The 18,437-nt window shown below is 74.4% G+C and carries 16 protein-coding genes; 12 read left to right on the top strand and 4 right to left on the bottom strand.

All coding sequences use genetic code 11. From position 1 onward, the window contains the following. Positions 1-8: 8 nt before the first annotated feature. The 4 genes from AD017_RS25995 to AD017_RS25980 are packed head-to-tail and all read left to right on the top strand — an operon-like array spanning position 9 to position 3,871. A complete protein-coding gene (locus AD017_RS25995) occupies positions 9-1,202 on the top strand; it encodes a phytanoyl-CoA dioxygenase family protein (RefSeq protein ID WP_060575862.1) in 1,194 nt (397 codons plus the stop codon). Further along, positions 1,199-1,987 carry an SDR family oxidoreductase gene (locus AD017_RS25990; protein WP_060575861.1) on the top strand — a complete coding sequence of 263 codons (789 nt, stop codon included), beginning with the start codon at positions 1,199-1,201 and terminating at the stop codon, positions 1,985-1,987. The genes AD017_RS25995 and AD017_RS25990 overlap by 4 nt, the downstream gene beginning before the upstream one ends. 16 nt (positions 1,988-2,003) lie before the next feature. Then, entirely contained in the window at positions 2,004-3,005 is a 1,002-nt protein-coding gene (locus AD017_RS25985) for a Gfo/Idh/MocA family oxidoreductase (RefSeq protein ID WP_060575860.1), read from the top strand. After that, positions 3,002-3,871: a sugar phosphate isomerase/epimerase gene (locus AD017_RS25980; protein WP_010240612.1), complete on the top strand. Its 870-nt coding sequence runs from the start codon at positions 3,002-3,004 to the stop codon at positions 3,869-3,871. The genes AD017_RS25985 and AD017_RS25980 overlap by 4 nt, the downstream gene beginning before the upstream one ends. A 65-nt stretch (positions 3,872-3,936) precedes the next feature. Here the strand turns inward: AD017_RS25980 and AD017_RS25975 are convergent, their stop codons facing one another. After that, complete coding sequence (locus tag AD017_RS25975; protein ID WP_060575859.1) at positions 3,937-4,692, bottom strand: GntR family transcriptional regulator; 756 nt, start codon at positions 4,690-4,692, stop codon at positions 3,937-3,939. 125 nt (positions 4,693-4,817) lie between these two features. Between AD017_RS25975 and iolC the strand changes: the two genes are divergently transcribed. The 8 genes from iolC to AD017_RS25935 all read left to right on the top strand — a co-directional run bounded on the left by iolC (position 4,818) and on the right by AD017_RS25935 (position 14,108). Next, on the top strand, positions 4,818-5,795 hold the full coding sequence (gene iolC, locus AD017_RS25970; protein WP_010240615.1) for a 5-dehydro-2-deoxygluconokinase: 978 nt from the start codon (positions 4,818-4,820) through the stop codon (positions 5,793-5,795). Then, entirely contained in the window at positions 5,792-6,691 is a 900-nt protein-coding gene (locus AD017_RS25965; RefSeq protein ID WP_060575858.1) for a class I fructose-bisphosphate aldolase, read from the top strand. Before iolC ends, AD017_RS25965 begins: the two co-directional genes overlap by 4 nt. Then, entirely contained in the window at positions 6,688-7,560 is an 873-nt protein-coding gene (iolB, locus tag AD017_RS25960) for a 5-deoxy-glucuronate isomerase (protein ID WP_060575857.1), read from the top strand. Before AD017_RS25965 ends, iolB begins: the two co-directional genes overlap by 4 nt. A gap of 2 nt (positions 7,561-7,562) precedes the next feature. Continuing rightward, positions 7,563-9,473, top strand: coding sequence for a 3D-(3,5/4)-trihydroxycyclohexane-1,2-dione acylhydrolase (decyclizing) (gene iolD, locus AD017_RS25955; RefSeq protein ID WP_060575856.1), 1,911 nt, complete (start codon positions 7,563-7,565; stop codon positions 9,471-9,473). 14 nt (positions 9,474-9,487) lie between these two features. Continuing rightward, complete coding sequence (locus AD017_RS25950) at positions 9,488-11,020, top strand: CoA-acylating methylmalonate-semialdehyde dehydrogenase (protein WP_145982606.1); 1,533 nt, start codon at positions 9,488-9,490, stop codon at positions 11,018-11,020. Positions 11,021-11,150: 130 nt separating this feature from the next. Continuing rightward, positions 11,151-12,569 (top strand): sugar porter family MFS transporter, encoded by a 1,419-nt coding sequence (locus tag AD017_RS25945; RefSeq protein ID WP_060575855.1) that lies wholly within the window; start codon positions 11,151-11,153, stop codon positions 12,567-12,569. Positions 12,570-12,596: 27 nt separating this feature from the next. Next, positions 12,597-12,944 carry a universal stress protein gene (locus tag AD017_RS25940; RefSeq protein WP_060575854.1) on the top strand — a complete coding sequence of 116 codons (348 nt, stop codon included), beginning with the start codon at positions 12,597-12,599 and terminating at the stop codon, positions 12,942-12,944. A 3-nt stretch (positions 12,945-12,947) separates the two neighbouring features. Then, positions 12,948-14,108 (top strand): Gfo/Idh/MocA family protein, encoded by a 1,161-nt coding sequence (locus tag AD017_RS25935; protein WP_060575853.1) that lies wholly within the window; start codon positions 12,948-12,950, stop codon positions 14,106-14,108. Positions 14,109-14,161: 53 nt separating this feature from the next. On the opposite strand, the gene AD017_RS33680 is transcribed toward AD017_RS25935, so the two are convergent. The 3 genes from AD017_RS33680 to AD017_RS25920 all read right to left on the bottom strand — a co-directional run bounded on the left by AD017_RS33680 (position 14,162) and on the right by AD017_RS25920 (position 18,411). Next, the gene (locus tag AD017_RS33680) at positions 14,162-16,378 is read right to left on the bottom strand and encodes a cytochrome P450 (protein ID WP_082398977.1); all 2,217 of its coding nucleotides are present in this window, start codon (positions 16,376-16,378) and stop codon (positions 14,162-14,164) included. Positions 16,379-16,501: 123 nt separating this feature from the next. After that, positions 16,502-17,515, bottom strand: coding sequence for a LacI family DNA-binding transcriptional regulator (locus AD017_RS25925; RefSeq protein WP_060575852.1), 1,014 nt, complete (start codon positions 17,513-17,515; stop codon positions 16,502-16,504). 77 nt (positions 17,516-17,592) lie between these two features. Then, positions 17,593-18,411 carry an aminotransferase class IV gene (locus AD017_RS25920; protein WP_060576617.1) on the bottom strand — a complete coding sequence of 273 codons (819 nt, stop codon included), beginning with the start codon at positions 18,409-18,411 and terminating at the stop codon, positions 17,593-17,595. Positions 18,412-18,437: the final 26 nt, after the last annotated feature.

The following is an 18,437-nucleotide window of genomic DNA, read 5'->3' as shown; positions in this document are numbered from 1 at the left end:
AGGTCCCCGTGACCACGACACCCTGGGCAGCCACCCGCGACCCGGCCTGGCTGGACCCGGCCGAGGCCCGGGTCGAGGACCTGCGTGCGCACGTCGAGCGGGGCACCGATCCCGCCGCGCACCCGCGGGCGACGACGATCGAGCAGGGCGTGCCGCTCTACCGGGCCGCCGACCTGACCGCCGAGGCCGCGACGCCCGAGGGACGGCGCGCCGTGCAGGCCGAGCTGGTGCACACCCTGCTCGACGGGCCCGGCATCGCCGTGTTCACCGGTGCGTTCGCCGCGGCCGAGCTGGGCCCGGCGACGTCCGCGTTCGACGCGATGATCGCGGAGCAGCGCGCCTCCGGCGCGGTCGCGGGCGACCACTTCGCGAAGCCCGGGGCGAACGACCGGATCTGGAACGCCGTCGAGAAGCTCGCGCTGCGCGCCCCCGAGGTGTTCACCGCGTACTACGCCAACCCGCTCACCGCGCTGGTGTGCGAGGCCTGGCTCGGCCCGGGCTACCAGGTGACGTCGCAGGTCAACGTGGTGAACCCGGGCGGTGCCGCGCAGAACCCGCACCGCGACTACCACCTCGGTTTCATGGACGCGGCCGGCGCGGCCCGCTACCCGGCGCACGTCCACCGCCTCTCCCCCGCGCTGACCCTGCAGGGCGCCGTCGCGCACTGCGACATGCCCGTCGAGTCCGGGCCGACGATGTACCTGCCCGGCTCGCAGACCTACCCGCACGGCTACCTGGTCGCCGGCCGTCCCGAGTTCCGGGAGTACTTCGCGGACGCCCACGTGCAGCTGCCCCTCGCCGCGGGCGACGCGGTGTTCTTCAACCCGGCGCTGATCCACGGGGCCGGGCACAACCGGTCCGCCGGCGTCCGCCGGATGGCGAACCTGCTGCAGGTGTCGTCGGCGTTCGGCCGGGCGATGGAGAGCGCCGACCGGGCCGCGATGGCCCGCGCCGTGTTCCCCGCCCTGCGGCGGATGCACACCGGCGGGGCGCCCGACGAGCTGGTCGCGCACGCCGTGTCCGCCGCCGCGGAGGGCTACGCCTTCCCGACCGACCTCGACGCCGATCCGCCGGTCGACGGGCTCGCCCCGCCGTCCCCGGCCGCGGTGCTGCTGCGCGCGGTCCGCGAGGGCTGGGACGCCGACCGGCTCGACGACGTCCTCGCCGGCCAGACCGCACGCCGCCGCGGGGTGCCCGCATGAGCGACGCGGGGCTGCTCGACGGCAGGGTCGTGCTGGTCAGCGGCGGCACGGCCGGTGTCGGCGCCGCCTGTGCCCGCACCGCGGCCCGGGAGGGCGCGGCGGCCGTCGCCGTCACCGGGCGGCGCCGGGAGCCGGGCGAGAAGCTCGTCGCCGAGCTGGCCGAGCAGGGCGTCCGGGCACTGTTCGTGCCGTGCGACGTCGCCGACCCGGACGCCTGCCGGGACGCGGTGGCCGCCGTCGTCGCCGGGTACGGACGGGTCGACTGCCTGGTCAACGCGGCGGGCCTGACCGACCGCGGCACCCTGCTCGACACCACACCGGAGCTGTTCGACCGGCACGTCGCGGTCAACCTGCGCGGGCCCTTCTTCCTGATGCAGGCGGCCGTCGCCGACATGGTGAGCCGCGGCGAGCCGGGGACCGTGGTGAACGTCGTCTCCGAGGCGGCGCACGGCGGGGCCCCGGTGCTCGCCCCCTACGTCGCGGCGAAGGCCGGGCTCGCCGGCCTGGTCCGCAACGCCGCGCACGCGCACCGGTTCGACCGGGTCCGGATCAACGGCCTCAACATCGGCTGGACCGACACCGAGGGCGAGGACGCGACCCAGCGCCGCTTCCACGGTGCGGGCGACGACTGGCGCGAGCGCGCCGGCGAGCGCCTGCCGATGGGGCGGCTGGCCACCGCCCGGGACGCGGCCGAGGCCGTCGTCTTCCTGCTCTCCGACCGCTCCGGCATCGTCACCGGGTCCGTCATGGACTGGGACCAGAACGTCGTCGGCGCCCACGACTGAACACGAGGGATCACCCATGAGGATCGGACTCATCGGCCTGGGCCGGATCGGCGCGTTCCACGCGCGGACGCTGGCCGGGCTCGACGCCGTCGGCGAGCTCGTCGTCACCGACGCCCGGCCCGACGTCACCGCCGCGGTCGCGGCCGAGGCCGGCGCCACCGCCGTGAGCTCGCCGGACGAGCTGCTCGCGTCCGGGGTGGACGGTGTCGTCATCGCGGCCGCCACCCCGGCGCACCCGGAGCTGCTGCTGGCCGCCGTCGACGCCGGGCTGCCGGTGTTCTGCGAGAAGCCGGTCGCCGGGCGGATCGACGACGCCGTCGACGTCGCGGCGAAGCTGACCGGCCGCGACGAGCGGGTGCAGATCGGCTACCCCCGCCGGTTCGACGACGGCTACGCGGCCGCCCGCGCCGCCGTCGCCGCCGGAGAACTGGGCCGGGTGCACACGGTGCGCGCCACCACGCTGGACCCCGCCCCGCCGCCCACCGACTACGTGCGGATCTCCGGCGGGATCTTCCGGGACTGCTCGGTGCACGACTTCGACGCGGTCCGCTGGGTCACCGGCCGCGAGGTCGTCGAGGTCTACGCCACCGGCGACGCGCACGGCGACCCGGTGTTCGCCGAGACCGGGGACGTGTCGACGTCCCAGGCGATCCTGACCCTGGACGACGGCTCGGCCGCCGTCGTGTCCAACTCCCGGTACAACCCGCGCGGCTACGACGTGCGCCTGGAGCTGCACGGCGACGCCGACTCGGTCGCCGTCGGCCTCGACGCCGGGCTGCCGCTGCGCTCGGTGGAGCCGGGCGTCACGTTCCCCGGCGGCACCCCGCACGGGTTCTTCATGGACCGGCTCGCACCCGCGTTCCGGGCCGAGCTGACCGCGTTCACCGAGCTGGTCGCGGGTACCCGGCCCTCGCCGTGCACGGTCGCCGACGCCATGGCCGCCGGCTGGATCGCCGAGGCCGCCACCCTGTCGCTCACGTCCCGCCGCCCGGTGCGGGTCGAGGAGGTCGTCCGATGAGCGGGCGGATCGCCGGAGCCCCCATCTCCTGGGGCGTGTGCGAGGTGCCCGGCTGGGGTCACCAGCTCGCACCGTCGCGGGTGCTCGCCGAGATGCGCGAGGTCGGCCTGTCGGCCACCGAGTTCGGCCCGGACGGCTTCCTGCCGGACGCGCCCGCCGAGAAGGCCGCCACCCTCGACGGGTACGGCCTGCAGGCGGTCGGCGGGTTCACCCCGACCCTGCTGCACGTCCCCGGTCACGACCCGCTGCCGGGCGTCGAGGAGCTGCTCGCCGGCTACGACGCCGCGGGCGCCGCGACGCTGGTGCTGTCCGCCGACTCGGGCGGCACCGGCTACGACTCCCGCCCCGAGCTGGACGGTGCCGGATGGGCCCTGCTGCTGTCGAACCTGGACCGCATCACCGGGTACGCGGCGACCCGCGGCGTGACCGCGGTCCTGCACCCGCACGTCGGGACGATGGTGGAGACCGGCGACGACGTGGCGCGCGTGCTGGAGGGCTCGTCGATCCGGCTGTGCCTGGACACCGGGCACCTGCTGATCGGCGGCACCGACCCGGCGGCGCTGACCCGGCAGGCGCCGGAACGGATCGCGCACACCCACCTCAAGGACGTCGACCTCGGGCTGGCGCGGCAGGTGCAGGACGGACGGCTGACCTACACCGACGCCGTCGGCAGGGGGATGTACCGGCCGCTCGGCGAGGGCGACGTCGATCTCGACGGCGTGCTGTCGCACCTGTCCGCCCACGGTTACGACGGCTGGCACGTGCTGGAGCAGGACACGATCCTGCACGGCCCGCCCTCCGGTGCGGGCCCCGCGGCCGACGTGCACACGAGCGTGCAGAACCTGCTGAAGGCGCTGGCCCGGTAGCGACCGCGCCGCACTCCTCCGCCCCGGGTCGTCGGTGACGGCCCGGGGCGGAGCCGTGTCCGGGGTCAGACCACCAGCGAGGTCTGCACGGTGTAGCGGTCCGCGCGGTAGAGGTGGCGGCCCAGCTCGACGAGGGCGCCGGCGTCGTCGTAGACGGTCAGCTCGGCCGTGACGCAGGCCAGCGGCGCCGGACGTTCGAGCAGCGCGGCCTCGTCGTCGTGCGCGAGCCGGGCACCGATGGTCTGGTGGGCGATCGCGATCTGCGCACCCTGCTCCCGCAGCAGCGCGTACAGGCCACGCTCGGCGAGCACGTCGTCGTCGAGGTCGAACCGCGCGGGCAGGTAGTTCGTCATGATCGACAGCGGTTCGCCGTCGGCGCGGCGGAGCCGCCGCAGCATCTGCAGCGGCTCGTCGGCCGGGAGGAGGTCCCGCAGCGCGGGCACCCCGGAGGTCGCCGGCGTGACGGCCTCGTGGGCGAGCAGCCGGGTCTCCGGTGCGCGCCCGGCGTCCGTCAGGTCCTCGTAGAGGCTGGTCAGGCGCACGTCGCGGTGGATCGCCGGGCGCACGACCTGGGTGCCGAGGCCGCGGCGGCGCACCAGCAGACCCTTGCGCACGAGCTCCTGGATCGCCTGGCGCGCGGTCGGGCGGGCGAGCCCGAGGCGCTCGGTCAGGGTGATCTCGTTCTCCAGCCGGTCCCCCGGCTGCAGCGCACCGCGGTCGATCGCCGTCTCGATCGCCTGCGCGAGCTGGTGGTAGAGCGGCACCGGGCTGGAGCGGTCCAGCCGGACGTCGATCTGCACGGCGTCGGAGCGGGTGGCCATGTCCCCCACCCTACCGCGCGACGTCATGTTGTCCTTATGTCTGTACAAACTATTGACCACGGAGGTGACCACGGCCTACCGTCGTCATCGTCACCGCCGCACACACGAGAGGTCGCCGAGGACCCATGAACGCCCCCGCTGAGATCCTCACCTTCGGCCGCGCCGGGGTGGACATCTATCCGTTGCAGGTCGGCGTCGGGCTGGAGGACGTCACCTCGTTCGGGAAGTTCCTCGGCGGGACCACCGCGAACGTCGCCGTCGCCGCCGCCCGGCTGGGGCGCCGCGCCGCCATCGTGACCGGGGTCGGCGACGACCCGTTCGGCCGCTACGTGCGCCGCGAGCTGCGCCGGCTCGGCGTCGACGACCGGCACGTCGTCACGAACACCGAGTACCCGACGCCGGTGACCTTCTGCGAGATCTTCCCGCCGGACGACTTCCCGCTGTACTTCTACCGGAAGCCGACCGCGCCGGACCTGCAGGTCGCGCCGTCGGACCTGGACCGGGACGCGATCGCCGGGGCGGGCCTGTTCTGGCTGTCGGTGTCCGGGCTGTCGGAGGAGCCGTCGCGCTCGGCGCACCACGAGGCCCTCGCGGCCCGGGCCGGTCGTCCGACGGTGCTGGACCTCGACTACCGCCCGATGTTCTGGGAGTCCCCCGCCGCCGCGACCGAGCAGGTCCAGAAGGTGCTCGGGCAGGTCACCGTCGCCGTCGGCAACCGCGAGGAGTGCGAGGTCGCGGTCGGCGAGACCGACCCGGAACGCGCCGCCGACGCCCTGCTCGGCGCCGGGGTGGAGCTCGCGGTCGTCAAGCAGGGCCCGAAGGGCGTGCTCGCGAAGTCCCGCTCCGAGCGCGTGGTGTCCCCGCCGATCGACATCACCCCCTACAACGGCCTCGGTGCCGGTGACAGCTTCGGCGGGTCGCTGGCCCACGGCCTGCTCGCGGGGTGGCCCCTGGACGAGGTGCTGCGCCGGGCCAACGCCGCGGGCGCGATCGTCGCCTCCCGCCTGGAGTGCTCCACCGCCATGCCCACCGACGCCGAGATCGACGTCCTGCTGTCGGGCGGCGACCCGAACGCCGCCACGACCTCCGAGGAGACAGCGTGAACTTCGCGCGGAACTACGACGAGGTCCGCGAGATCCGCGCCCTCGCCCCCGAGCGCATCCCGGCGCTGCTGGCGTCGCGGCGGCGGCGCCCGTTCGTCCCCGCCGACGGCCGGCTGATGATCGTCGCCGCGGACCACCCGGCCCGCGGGGCGCTGTCCGCCCGTGGCCGCGCCGACGCCATGGCCAGCCGCCCCGAGCTGCTCGACCGCCTGGTCACCGCGCTGCGCCGTCCCGGGGTCGACGGGGTGCTCGGCACCGCCGACGTCCTCGAGGACCTCCTGCTGCTCGGCGCGCTGGAGGGCAAGGTCGTCGTCTCGTCCATGAACCGGGGCGGGCTGCAGGGCTCGGTGTTCGAGCTGGACGACCGGCTGACCGGCTACGACGTGCGCGGCACCGTCGACGCCGGGTTCGAGGCCATCAAGATGCTCACCCGCATCGACCCGGCCGACCCCGCGTCGGTCGCCACGCTGGAGACCTGCGCGCAGGTGGTCACCGAGGCCAACCGGGCCGCGCTCGTCGCGATGGTCGAGCCGTTCTGGTCCCGGCGCGTCGACGGGCACGTGGTCAACGACCTGTCCCCCGAGGCCGTCATCCGGTCCGTGCACGTCGCCCAGGGCCTCGGCGCCTCCAGCGCCTACACCTGGATGAAGCTGCCCGTCGTCGACGAGATGGAGCGGGTGATGGAGGCGACGACGCTGCCGACGCTGCTGCTCGGCGGTGACCCGACGACCAGCCCGGACGAGACCTACGCGTCCTGGAAGGCGGCGCTGGAGCTGCCGTCGGTGCGCGGCCTGATCGTCGGGCGGGCCCTGCTGTACCCGGAGGACGGTGACGTCGGCGCGGCCGTCGACACCGCCGTCTCGCTCGTGCGGCCGCAGGAGGTGCGGGCCGCGTGAAGGGGAACGACGAGTACGTGATCCCGGCGGGATCCGCCCCGGCCGACGGCTACGAGCTGGAGGTCACCCAGGGGACGGCGGGCTGGGAGCACTCCAGCCTGCGGATCCTGGCCCTGCCCGCGGGCGGATCGCGCACCGTGGACACCGCGGGCGAGGAGATGTTCCTCGTCCCGCTGTCCGGCTCGGCGACGGTCACCCGCGGCGCGGAGTCCATCGTGCTGGCCGGGCGGGCCGGTGTGTTCGAGGGCCCGACCGACTTCGCCTACCTCCCGGTCCGGTCCGCGGTCTCCGTGACCTCGGAGGCCGGCGGCCGGTTCGCCCTCTGCGGGGCGCGCACCGAGCGGGAGCTGCCGTTCCGCCACGGCCCCCGGTCCGACGTCCCGGTGGAGCTGCGCGGGGCCGGGCAGTCGTCGCGGCAGGTGCGCAACTTCGGCGCCGCCGGGGTGTTCGAGGCCGCGTCGGCGATCTGCGTCGAGGTGGTGACCCCGGGCGGGAACTGGTCGAGCTACCCCGCGCACAAGCACGACGAGGCCGGTCCGCACGAGTGCGAGCTGGAGGAGATCTACTACTTCGAGATCGCCCCCGGCCCCGCCGGGCAGCCGGGCCTCGGCTTCCACCGCACCTCCAGCTCCCCCGGGAACGACATCGACGTCCTCGTCGAGGTGCGCGACCGGGACACCGTGCTCGTCCCGTGGGGCTGGCACGGCCCGTGCGCCGCCGCTCCCGGGCACGACATGTACTACCTCAACGTGATGGCGGGCCCGGGCGAGGAACGGGCCTGGCGGATCAGCGACCATCCCGACCAGGCCTGGGTCCGCGACACGTGGGCGGACCAGGAGATCGACACCCGGCTCACCGGAGGCCAGTGACCATGCCCGAGACGATCCGGCTCACCGTCGCCCAGGCGACCGTGCGGTTCCTGGGCGCGCAGTACGGCGAGCGCGACGGCATGCGGCAGAAGCTGTTCGAGGGCTGCTTCGGCATCTTCGGCCACGGCAACGTCGCGGGCCTCGGCCAGGCGCTGCTGCAGGCCGAGCTGCACGACCCGGACCTGCTGCCCTACGTGCTGGGCCGCAACGAGCAGGCGATGGTGCACACCGCCGTCGCCTACGCCCGGGCGAACGACCGGCTGCGGACCTGGGCGGTGTCCTCCAGCGTCGGGCCGGGCGCGACCAACATGGTCACCGGTGCCGCGCTGGCGACGATCAACCGGCTGCCCGTGCTGCTGCTGCCCGCCGACACCTTCGCCGACCGCGCCGCGTCGCCGCTGCTGCAGGAGCTGGAACGCCCCGACGCCGGCGACGTCACCGTGAACGACGCGTTCCGGCCGGTCTCGGCGTACTTCGACCGGGTGTGGCGCCCCGAGCAGCTGCCGGCCGCACTGCTGTCGGCGATGCGGGTGCTCACCGACCCGGCCGCCACCGGGGCCGTCACCGTCTGCTTCCCGCAGGACGTGCAGGCCCAGGCCCACGACTGGCCGGTCGAACTGTTCGCCGAGCGCACCTGGCACGTCGCCCGCCCCCGGCCCGAGTCGTGGGCCGTCGACCAGGCCGCGGAGATCATCCGCGGCGCGCGGCGGCCGCTCGTCGTCGCCGGGGGCGGGGTGCACTACTCCGCCGCCGCCGACGCCCTGGCCGCGTTCTGCGCCGCGACCGGGATCCCGGCCGGGCAGAGCCAGGCGGGCAAGGGCACACTCGTGTGGGACCACCCGCAGTGCCTCGGCGCCATCGGGTCCACCGGCACCACCGCGGCGAACGCGATCGCCGCCGACGCCGACGTGGTGATCGGGATCGGCACCCGCTACTCCGACTTCACCACCGCCAGCCGCACCGCGTTCCGGAACCCGGACGTGCGGTTCGTCAACGTCAACGTCGCGCCGATCGACGCGGTGAAGCACTCCGGGGTCTCGGTCGTCGCCGACGCCCGCGAGACGCTCACCGAGCTCACCGCCCGGCTCGACGGCCACCGCGTCGCCGACGGCTACGCCGCGGAGTACACCCGGCTCGACGCCGAGTGGGCCGCCACCGTCGACGCCGCGTTCCACCCCGCGGTACCCGCGCGCGGCACCGGCGGCCTGCTGACCCAGAACGAGGTCATCGGCCTGGTGAACGACCTGTCCGACCCGCGCGACGTCGTCGTGTGCGCAGCCGGGTCGATGCCCGGTGACCTGCACAAGCTGTGGCAGACCCGGGACGCGAAGGGCTACCACGTCGAGTACGGCTACTCCTGCATGGGCTACGAGGTCGCGGGCGGCCTCGGCGTCGCGCTCGCCTGCCCGGACCGCGACGTGTTCGTCATGGTCGGCGACGGCTCGTACCTCATGATGGCCACCGAGCTCGCCACGGCCGTGCAGGAGGGCATCAAGGTGATCACCGTGCTGGTGCAGAACCACGGCTTCGCCTCCATCGGCGCGCTGTCCGAGGAGCTCGGCTCGCAGCGGTTCGGCACCCGCTACCGCTACCGCTCGGCCGGCTCCGGACGGCTCGACGGCGACCGGCTCCCGCTGGACCTCGCCGCCAACGCCGAGAGCTTCGGGCTGCGGGTGATCCGCACGCACACCCCGGCCGAGTTCGCCGACGCGATCAAGGCCGCCAAGGCCGCCGACGACAGCACCGTGATCCACGTCGAGACCGACCCGCTGATCGGCGCCCCGGACTCGGCGTCCTGGTGGGACGTCCCGGTGTCCGAGGTCAGCGAGCTCGACTCGACACGGTCCGCCCGCACGGTCTACGACGGGCACAAGGCCACCCAGCGCCCGTACCTGCGCCCCAGCAGCTCCTGAGGAAGAAGAGGATCATGACGAGCACGCTCCCGAAGACCGACGTCCCGACGCTGCACCACTGGGCCGGCGGGAAGCGCGTCGAGGGCACCTCCGGGCGGTTCTCCGACGTGACCGACCCGGCCACCGGCGCGGTCACCGCACACCTGCCCCTCGCCTCGGCCGACGAGACCGCCGCGGTGATCGCCACCGCGAAGGCCGCGTTCCCGGGCTGGCGCGACACCAGCCTCACCCGCCGCACCCAGATCCTGTTCCGGTTCCGCGAGCTGCTCAACGCCCGCGCCCCGGAGCTGGCCGCGCTGATCACCGCCGAGCACGGCAAGGTCGCCTCCGACGCCGCGGGCGAGGTCGCCCGCGGCCAGGAGGTCGTCGAGTTCGCCTGCGGCATGCCGCACCTGCTCAAGGGCTCGGCCACCGAGAACGCCTCCACCGGCGTCGACGTCCACTCCGTGCGCCAGCCGCTCGGCGTCGTCGGGATCATCAGCCCGTTCAACTTCCCCGCGATGGTCCCGATGTGGTTCTTCCCCGTCGCGATCGCCGCGGGCAACACCGTGGTCCTCAAGCCGTCGGAGAAGGTCCCCTCCGCCGCCCTGTGGATCGCCGAGCTCTGGCGCGAGGCCGGCCTGCCCGACGGCGTGTTCAACGTCGTCGGCGGCGACAAGACCGCCGTCGACACCCTGCTCACCAGCCCGGACGTCAAGTCGATCTCGTTCGTCGGGTCCACCCCGATCGCCCGCTACGTCTACGAGACCGGCACCGCGCACGGCAAGCGCGTCCAGGCACTCGGCGGCGCGAAGAACCACATGGTCGTCCTGCCCGACGCCGACCTCGACCTCGCCGCCGACCAGGCGATCAACGCCGGGTTCGGCTCCGCCGGCGAGCGCTGCATGGCCGTCTCCGCACTGGTCGCCGTCGGCGACATCGCCGACACCCTCGTCGGCAAGATCGCCGACCGGGCCGAGGCACTGCGCACCGGCGACGGCCGCCGTGCCAGCGACATGGGACCGCTCGTCACCCGCGCCGCCCAGGAACGCGTCACCGGCTACATCGACGCCGGCGTCGCCTCCGGTGCCACCCTCGTCGTCGACGGCCGGACGGGCGAGTTCGACGCCGACGCCGCCCCCGGCACCGACGGCGGCTTCTTCGTCGGCCCCACCCTGTTCGACCACGTCTCCACCGAGTCGAGCATCTACGGCGACGAGATCTTCGGCCCCGTCCTGTCGGTGATCCGGGTCGGCACCTACGCCGAGGCCGTCGACCTGGTCAACGCCAACCCCTACGGCAACGGCACCGCCCTGTTCACCAACGACGGCGGCGCCGCCCGCCGCTTCCAGAACGAGGTCGAGGTCGGCATGATCGGCATCAACGTGCCCGTCCCCGTGCCGATGGCCTACTACAGCTTCGGCGGCTGGAAGAACTCGCTGTTCGGCGACACCCACGCCCACGGCACCGAGGGCGTCCACTTCTTCACCCGCGGCAAGGTCGTCACCACCCGCTGGCTCGACCCCGGCCACGCCGGTGTGAACCTGGGCTTCCCCACCAACACCTGATCCCGCCCCGGGTGGCCGCCGGTGGACGGCGGCCACCCGGTCCCCCGTCGATCCCACCGGGCCCCGCTCGCGGCCGGCCGCCCGGCGGTCACCCCTGTCCTCGTCCGCCGCGCCTCGATGTGGAGGAACCATGAGCGCTCACGGCGCGACGAACACTCCCGCCGGTCTGCCCCCGGACGTCCGCGGGCCGCACTCGGCACGCCTCGGCCTGATCACCGTCATCGCCACGTTCGGCGGGCTGCTGTTCGGCTACGACACCGGCGTCATCAACGGAGCGCTGGAGCCGCTCACCCGCGATCTGGGCCTGACCCCGCTCACCGAGGGCTTCGTCGTCAGCATCCTGATCTTCGGTGCGGCGTTCGGCGCCCTGTTCGGCGGGATGCTGTCCGACCGGCACGGCCGGCGGCACAACATCCTGCTGCTCGCCGTCGTGTTCATGATCGGGACGATCGGGTGCGTCCTCGCCCCGAACTGGCAGGTCCTCGCCCTGTTCCGGCTGATCCTGGGCCTGGCCGTCGGTGGCGCGTCGGCGACCGTCCCCGTCTACCTGGCCGAGATCGCCCCGGTGGAGCGGCGCGGCGGCCTGGTCACCCGGAACGAGGTCATGATCGTCTCCGGCCAGTTCGCCGCGTTCGTGGTCAACGCCCTGATCTACAACGTGTGGGGCGAGATCGACTGGATCTGGCGGGTCATGCTGCTCGTCGCCGTCGCCCCCGCGATCGTGCTGTTCGTCGGGATGCTGCGGATGCCGGAGAGCCCGCGCTGGCTGGTCGCGCAGGGCCGTGTGGACGAGGCGCTCGCCGTCCTCAGGCAGGTGCGCAGCACCGAGCGGGCCGAGGCCGAGATGGCGGAGGTGCACCGGCTCGCCGAGGAGGAGACGACCGCCCGCACCGGCGGCGCCACCGATCTCGGTGTGCGCTGGATCCGCAGGCTCATCCTCATCGGCGCCGGGCTGGGCGTCTTCCAGCAGGCCACCGGTATCAACTCGATCATGTACTACGGCACCCAGCTGCTCGCCGACGCGGGTTTCTCGGCCAACGCCGCGATCCTGGCCAACACCCTCAACGGGCTGTTCTCGGTCCTGGGCATCACCGTCGGCATCCTGCTGATCAACAAGATCGGCCGCAGGCGGATGCTCGTCGGCGGGTTCGTGCTGACCACGACGTTCCACGTCCTGGTCGGGCTCTCGGCGCTGCTGCTGCCCGACGGGCCGGCGAAGGCCTGGTTCATCCTGGTGTTCGTCGTGGCGTTCGTGTTCTGCATGCAGGGCACGATCGGGCCGCTGGTCTGGCTGATCCTGTCCGAGATCTACCCGCTGAAGATCCGCAGCCTCGCGATCGGCATCAGCGTGTTCGTGCTCTGGATCGCGAACGCCCTGGTGGCGCTGCTGTTCCCGCCGGTCGTCGAGGCCATCGGCATCGCCAACTCGTTCTTCCTGTTCGCGGCGCTCGGCGTCGCCGCGATCGTCTTCACCGTCCGCACGGTCCCGGAGACCCGGGGCCGCACCCTGGAGCAGCTCGAGGCCGAGTTCCGCTCCCGCTACGCCTGAGCATCCCCGTACGAGGAGGGAGAGACCATGAGCGTGCTCGTCGCCGTGAGCGCCGGGGCCGAGGGCCGGGCGGCCCGGACGGCCGGTGCCACCGAGGCCGAACTGCTCGGCACCGCGCTGGTGCTGCTGAACCTGACCCTGGAGCCGATCTCCGACGCCGGGCCGGGCGTCACCGTCCTGGAGCGCCGCGGCCCCGGGGACCGCGACCCCGCCGACGCCGTCCTCGACGAGATCGACGAGCGCGGCGACGTGCAGCGCCTCGTCATCGGGCTGCGCCGCCGCAACCGCCTGAGCAAGGCGCTGCTCGGCAGCATCTCGCAGCGGCTGCTGCTGGAGAGCCCGGTCCCCGTCGTCGCCGTGAAGCCGGAGGGCTGAGCCGTGGGCGACGAGATCGGGATCGGCGTCGTCGGCGCCGGCTGGATGGGCCACCTGCACGCCCGCGCGTACGCCCGGGTCCCGCACCACGTCCCGGACCTCGCGCGGCGTCCCCGTCCGGTCGCGGTGGCCGATCCCGCGGCGGCGGCCGTGGCCGACCACCGGGCGCGCTACGGCTTCGCCCGCGGGCACGCCCGCTGGGAGGACCTGGTCGCCGACCCGGAGGTCGAGGCCGTCAGCTGCGCGGCGCCGAACAGCAGGCACCGGGAGATCGGTGTCGCCGTCGCCGAGGCCGGCAAGCACCTCTGGATCGAGAAGCCGGTCGGGCTGTCCACGGCGGACACCGCCGCCGTCGCCGACGCGGTGCACCGGGCCGGGGTGTGCGCGACCGTCGGCTTCAACTACCGGATGGTCCCGGCCGTCGCCCGCGCGAAGCGGGTCATCGACGAGGGCACCCTCGGCACGCTCACGCACGCCCGGTTCCGGCTGCTCACCGACTTCGCCGCCGACCCGTACGGCGTGCTGAGCTGGCGGTTCACCCGGGAGCACGGCGGCTCCGGCGTGCTCAACGACCTCGCCGTGCACGGCGCCGACCTGGTCCGGTTCCTGGTCGGCGACCTCACCACGGTCGTCGCCGACGGTGAGCGGTTCGTCCCGCGGCGCCCGCTCGCCGGGGCGGGGGCGAGCCAGTACGTCCGGGGCGACGCGGACTCCCCCACGGGTGAGGTGGAGAACCTGGACTTCGTCTCGGTCCTCGGCCGGACCGGGGCCGGGTCGATCGTCACGCTGGAGGCCAGCCGGGTCGCCGCCGGCGACCAGAACGACTACGGGTTCGAGATCCACGGGACGCGGGGCCTCCTCTCGTTCGACTTCCGGCGGCCGGGCGAGCTCGTCGTCGCGGCCGGGGACCGCTACGTCGACCAGCCGGCGACCACCTGGGCCGCCGCTCCCGGCGACGGCGACTTCGCGCTGTTCCAGCCGGGCGCGGGCAACCCGACCGGCTTCGACGACCTCAAGGTGTCGGAGTGCGCGGCGTTCCTGGCCGGCATCGCCGAGGGGCGCAGCGGCGGCGCCACCATCGACGACGCCCTGGCCGCGGCCCGGGTGCTCGACGCCGTCGCACGGTCGGTCGACGAACGCGCCTGGATCGACGTCGAGCACTGACCCGCTCCCCGCGGGGCGCCGCCGGTCCCCCGGCGACCGGCGGCGCCGTCGCGTCACAGGTCCAGCACCAGCCGGTCCGAGCAGGACCGGGACACGCAGATCATCATGCAGTCGCCGCGGGCCCGCTCCCCGTCGTCGAGGACCGAGTCACGGTGGTCGACCTCGCCGGCGAGCACCGGGGTCTCGCAGGTGCCGCAGGTGCCCTCCGCACACGACGAGAGCACCGTCGCGCCCGCGGACTCGACGACGTCGAGCACCGACCGTTCCGGCGGCACGGTCAGGGTCACCCCGGTCCGGACCAGCTCCACCTCGAACGCCGTGCTGCGCCGCGGTCCGGCCTGCGGCTTCGGGCTGAACCGTTCGACGTGCAGCGCGCCGTCCGGCCAGCCCGCGCACCGCTGCTCCACCGCCGCGAGCAGCGGCTCCGGCCCGCAGCAGTAGACGAGCGTGTCGTCGCGCGGCGTGCCCAGCAGCGTGTCCAGGTCGAGCAATCCGGCCTCGTCCTGCGGGACGACCGAGACCCGGTCGCCGTAGCGGGCGAGCTCGTCGAGGAACGCCATCGACGCCCGCCGCCGCCCGCCGTAGACGAGGTGCCAGTCCGCGCCGAGCGCGTCCACGGCGGCGATCATCGGCAGGACGGCGGTGATCCCGATGCCGCCCGCGACGAACAGGTAGCGGCGCGAGCAGGCCAGCGGGAAGTTGTTGCGGGGCCCGCGCAGCCGCACGGTGTCGCCCGCGGCGAGGGTGTCGTGCACGTGCCGGGAGGTGCCACGCCCGTCCGCCTCGCGGAGCACGCCGAGCCGCCAGGTACCGGTGTCGGCCGGGTCGCCGCACAGCGAGTACTGCCGGGCCTGCGCCCCGCCGCAGACGAGGTCGGCGTGCGCGCCCGGCGCCCACCCGGGCAGCGGCGCACCGTCGGCGGCCCGCAGGGTCAGGGTCACGACGCCGTCGGACACGGTCTCCTTGGCGACGACCGTCGCCTCGATCTCGGGCTCGGCCCGCGGCGCGGGGCGGCGGCGCGACGGTTCCGGCGCGGACGGCACCGGCGCGTCGAGCGCGAGCGGCATCGTCTTCCAGACGTACATGTTCGGGCTGCTGGCGTAGAAGCGCGGCTCGCCGTCGAGGGCGAAGTTCCCGAGCAGGGGCAGCGCCTCCTCCAGGGCGATCCGCGCCTCCAGCCGGGCCAGCGGCGCGCCGAGGCAGCCGTGCACGCCCTCGCCGAACCCGACGTGCCGGCCGGGCGGGCGGGTGATGTCGAACCGGTCGGGATCGGGGAAGCGGCGGTCGTCGCGGTTGGCCGCACCGGGGACCAGCACGACCCGCGAGCCCGCCGGGAGGGTGACGTCGTGCAGGGTCACCTCGCGCGCGGTGGTGCGGGCGGTGAGCTGCAGCGGGGTCGCCCAGCGCATCGTCTCCTCGACCGCGGCCGGGATCAGCGACGGGTCGGAGCGCAGCAGCGCGAGCTGGTCCGGGTTCTCGGCGAGGAGCTTGAACATCGTGGTGACCAGCCCGGCGGTGGACTCCACCCCGCCGAGGAAGAGGATCATCATCAGGCCGCTGATCTCGGAGACCGGGGTGATCTCGCCCGGCACGAACGGCTCGCCGTCGATCTCGGCGTGCACCATCGTCGTCATGAGGTCGTCGCGGCCCCGGCGGCGGCGCGACTCGAGCACGTCGACGAAGTACTGCTGGACCTTCGGCGTGGCCACCTTCGCCTTCGGGCCCAGGTGCGGGGTGCCGGGGACGCGGTCCTTGAGCTCGTGCGTCCAGTGCTCGAGCTGCGCGCGGTGGGCCCGGTCGGCGTCGGTCGCCTCGGCCCGGCCGGGGAACCCCATCAGGTGGAAGAACACGTCGAACGGCATCGGCCAGGCGAGCTCCTCGCCGATGTCGATCCGGTCCCGGCCCGCCCACGACGACACGAGCTCCCGGACGACACCGCGGACGCCCTCCTCCAGGTGGGCGACCCGGCGCGGCACGAAGAACGGCTGCACGACCTGGCGGACCTGGTCGTGGCGCGGGTTGTCCATCGACCCGATCGAGCCCGGCGGGACGTGCTCGAGCCGGGAGTCGTCGATGTCCATGCCCTCGAAGCTGCGGAAGGTGTCCGCGTCGGTGATGGCGTCGCGCACGTCGTCGAACCGGGTCAGCGCGTACCAGCCGTAGCGCTCGCTGTAGTGGACCGGCGCCTCGTCGCGCATCCGCCGGTACACCGAGAACGGATCGGCCGGATAGAAGTCCGGGTCGAACGGGTCGTACTGGACTGCCGTCATGGAAGCCTCCTCCGGCCACGGGCACGTGTCGTCGAGGAGCGATTGAAGCGCTCCAACGAGGAGATTAGAGCGCTTCAAAGCGAGGCGTCAACGGATCCGCGCGGGGCTCTCCCGCCGGACCGGTCAGGTACCCGGCGGCGGGTGCGCGGTCGAGCCGCGGACCACCAGCTCCGGGGTCAGGACGATCTCGCGGGGCTCCGGCCGCTCTCCCCGCAGCCGTGCGACGCTGCGCCCGACCGCGAGGCGGGCCAGCTCGTCCGGGTCCTGGCGGACCGTCGTGAGGCCGGCCTCGGGCAGCCGGGCGAGCGCGCTGTCGTCCCAGCCGGTGACGGACACGTCGTCGGGGACCCGGACGCCGCGCGCCAGCAGCCCCTCGACCAGGCCGGCGGCGACGTCGTCGTTGAAGCCGATCACGGCGGTGGGCAGCTCCGGCAGGCGGAGCAGGGCGCGGGCGGCGCGGACCCCCGCGTCGAGACTGTCGCCGCCGGGCACGACGACGCCCCCGGCGCGCAGTCCCCGCTCCCGCAGCGCCGTGCGGTAGGCCGACCGGCGCGACGACGCGATCGGGCCGCTCCCGCCGTCGACGTGCGCGATCCGGGTGTGCCCGGCCCCGGCGAGGTGGTCGGCGAGCAGCCGCATGCCCACCGGGTCCGCGGTCCGCACGACGTCCACCGACGGGTCGGGCACCCGGCAGCCGACGACGGTGACGGGCATCCGGCCGGCCACCACCGGCACCCGGTCCAGGTCGTGACCGAGGAGGATCGCGGCCTCGCAGCGGAAGTCCAGCAGCGTCTCGACCGCGGCTCGCTCGTCGCGCTCCGGGGTCATCGCGGACAGGATCAGCTCGTGACCGACGGCGCCGGCGGCGCGGTAGAGGCCGTCGAGCAGCTCGGCGTGGAAGCGCCCGGAGAGGCCGAGGACGACACCGATCTGCCGTGCGCTCCCGCTGGCGAGCAGCCGGGCCCGCGCGTCCGGCCGATACCCGACGCGCTCGGCCGCCGCGAGCACCTTCTCCCGGGTCGCCGGGCGCGAGCCCGCCGCACCACGCAGCACGATCGACACCATCGCGCGCGACACCCCGGCGACGGCGGCGACGTCGTCGAGCGTGGGGCGCCGTCCCCCGGCCGCACCACCCATGCCCGGGAACCTACCCGGTGATCACGGATCGGGAAGGAACCCGGCCGGATCCGGCCGCCTCGCTGCCCGATCCGTGATCAGGCGGGGATCGGGGTGGTGGGGAGGGCGGTGTACAGGTGGGTCAGGGCGGTCAGGACGGGGTGGGTCCCGGGGAAGGGGGTGTCGTCGATCGCGGCGATCGGGCGGATCCCGGTCGCGTTCGTGGCGAAGGCGGCCTCGAACCGGGGCAGGTCCGCCGTGCGGACGGTCTCCTCCCGGTCGTCGACGCCGGGGAGCTCCGCCGGGGGTTCCCGCAGCGCGTCCCGCAGCAGGGTGCGGGTGACACCGGCGAGCACCGGGCCAGCGGCCCAGACCACCCGGTTCCCCGCCACGAACCCGACGTTCCAGGTGCTGCCCTCCAGCACCGTGCCGCGCCCGTCGGTGAGCAGGACGTCGTCGAACCCGTCGCGGCTCGCGAGACGGCGCAGGTGCATCGTGGGGAACAGGCCGACGCTCTTGACCTCGGGCAGGTACCGCTGGTGCCCGACCGTCCGCACGCGCAGCGGGGGCGGCGCAGCCTGCGGTGCGGGCCGGGCGGTCACGGCGATCCGCGGGTCGGCAGGCGCACCGATCGTGGCGAGCCCGAGCGCGGGATCGGCGACCGACACCCGGACGACGACGGCGCCGTCGCCCGGCGCCACCGCCCGGATCCGCCCGCACACGGCGTCGCGGTCCGGGACGGTCCCGAACAACGCGCGGGAGTCCCGGGCCAGCCGGTCGAGGTGCAGGTCGAGGCCGCGGACCCGGCCGTCGGTGACGAGCATCGTCGTGAAGTGCCCGTAGCCGGTGGTCGCCAGTGCGCGGAGCACCCGGTCGTCGTCGGTGCCGGGGGTGTGTCCCGCGGAGGGTGCGGCCATGGCGGGGACGGTGTCACACCCGTCCG

Origin of the sequence: Pseudonocardia sp. EC080619-01 (assembly GCF_001420995.1) — a bacterium.
Classification (GTDB): domain Bacteria; phylum Actinomycetota; class Actinomycetes; order Mycobacteriales; family Pseudonocardiaceae; genus Pseudonocardia.
The sequence above is the reverse complement of the archived record's forward strand: the minus strand, read 5'-3'. Positions and strand labels throughout refer to the sequence as shown.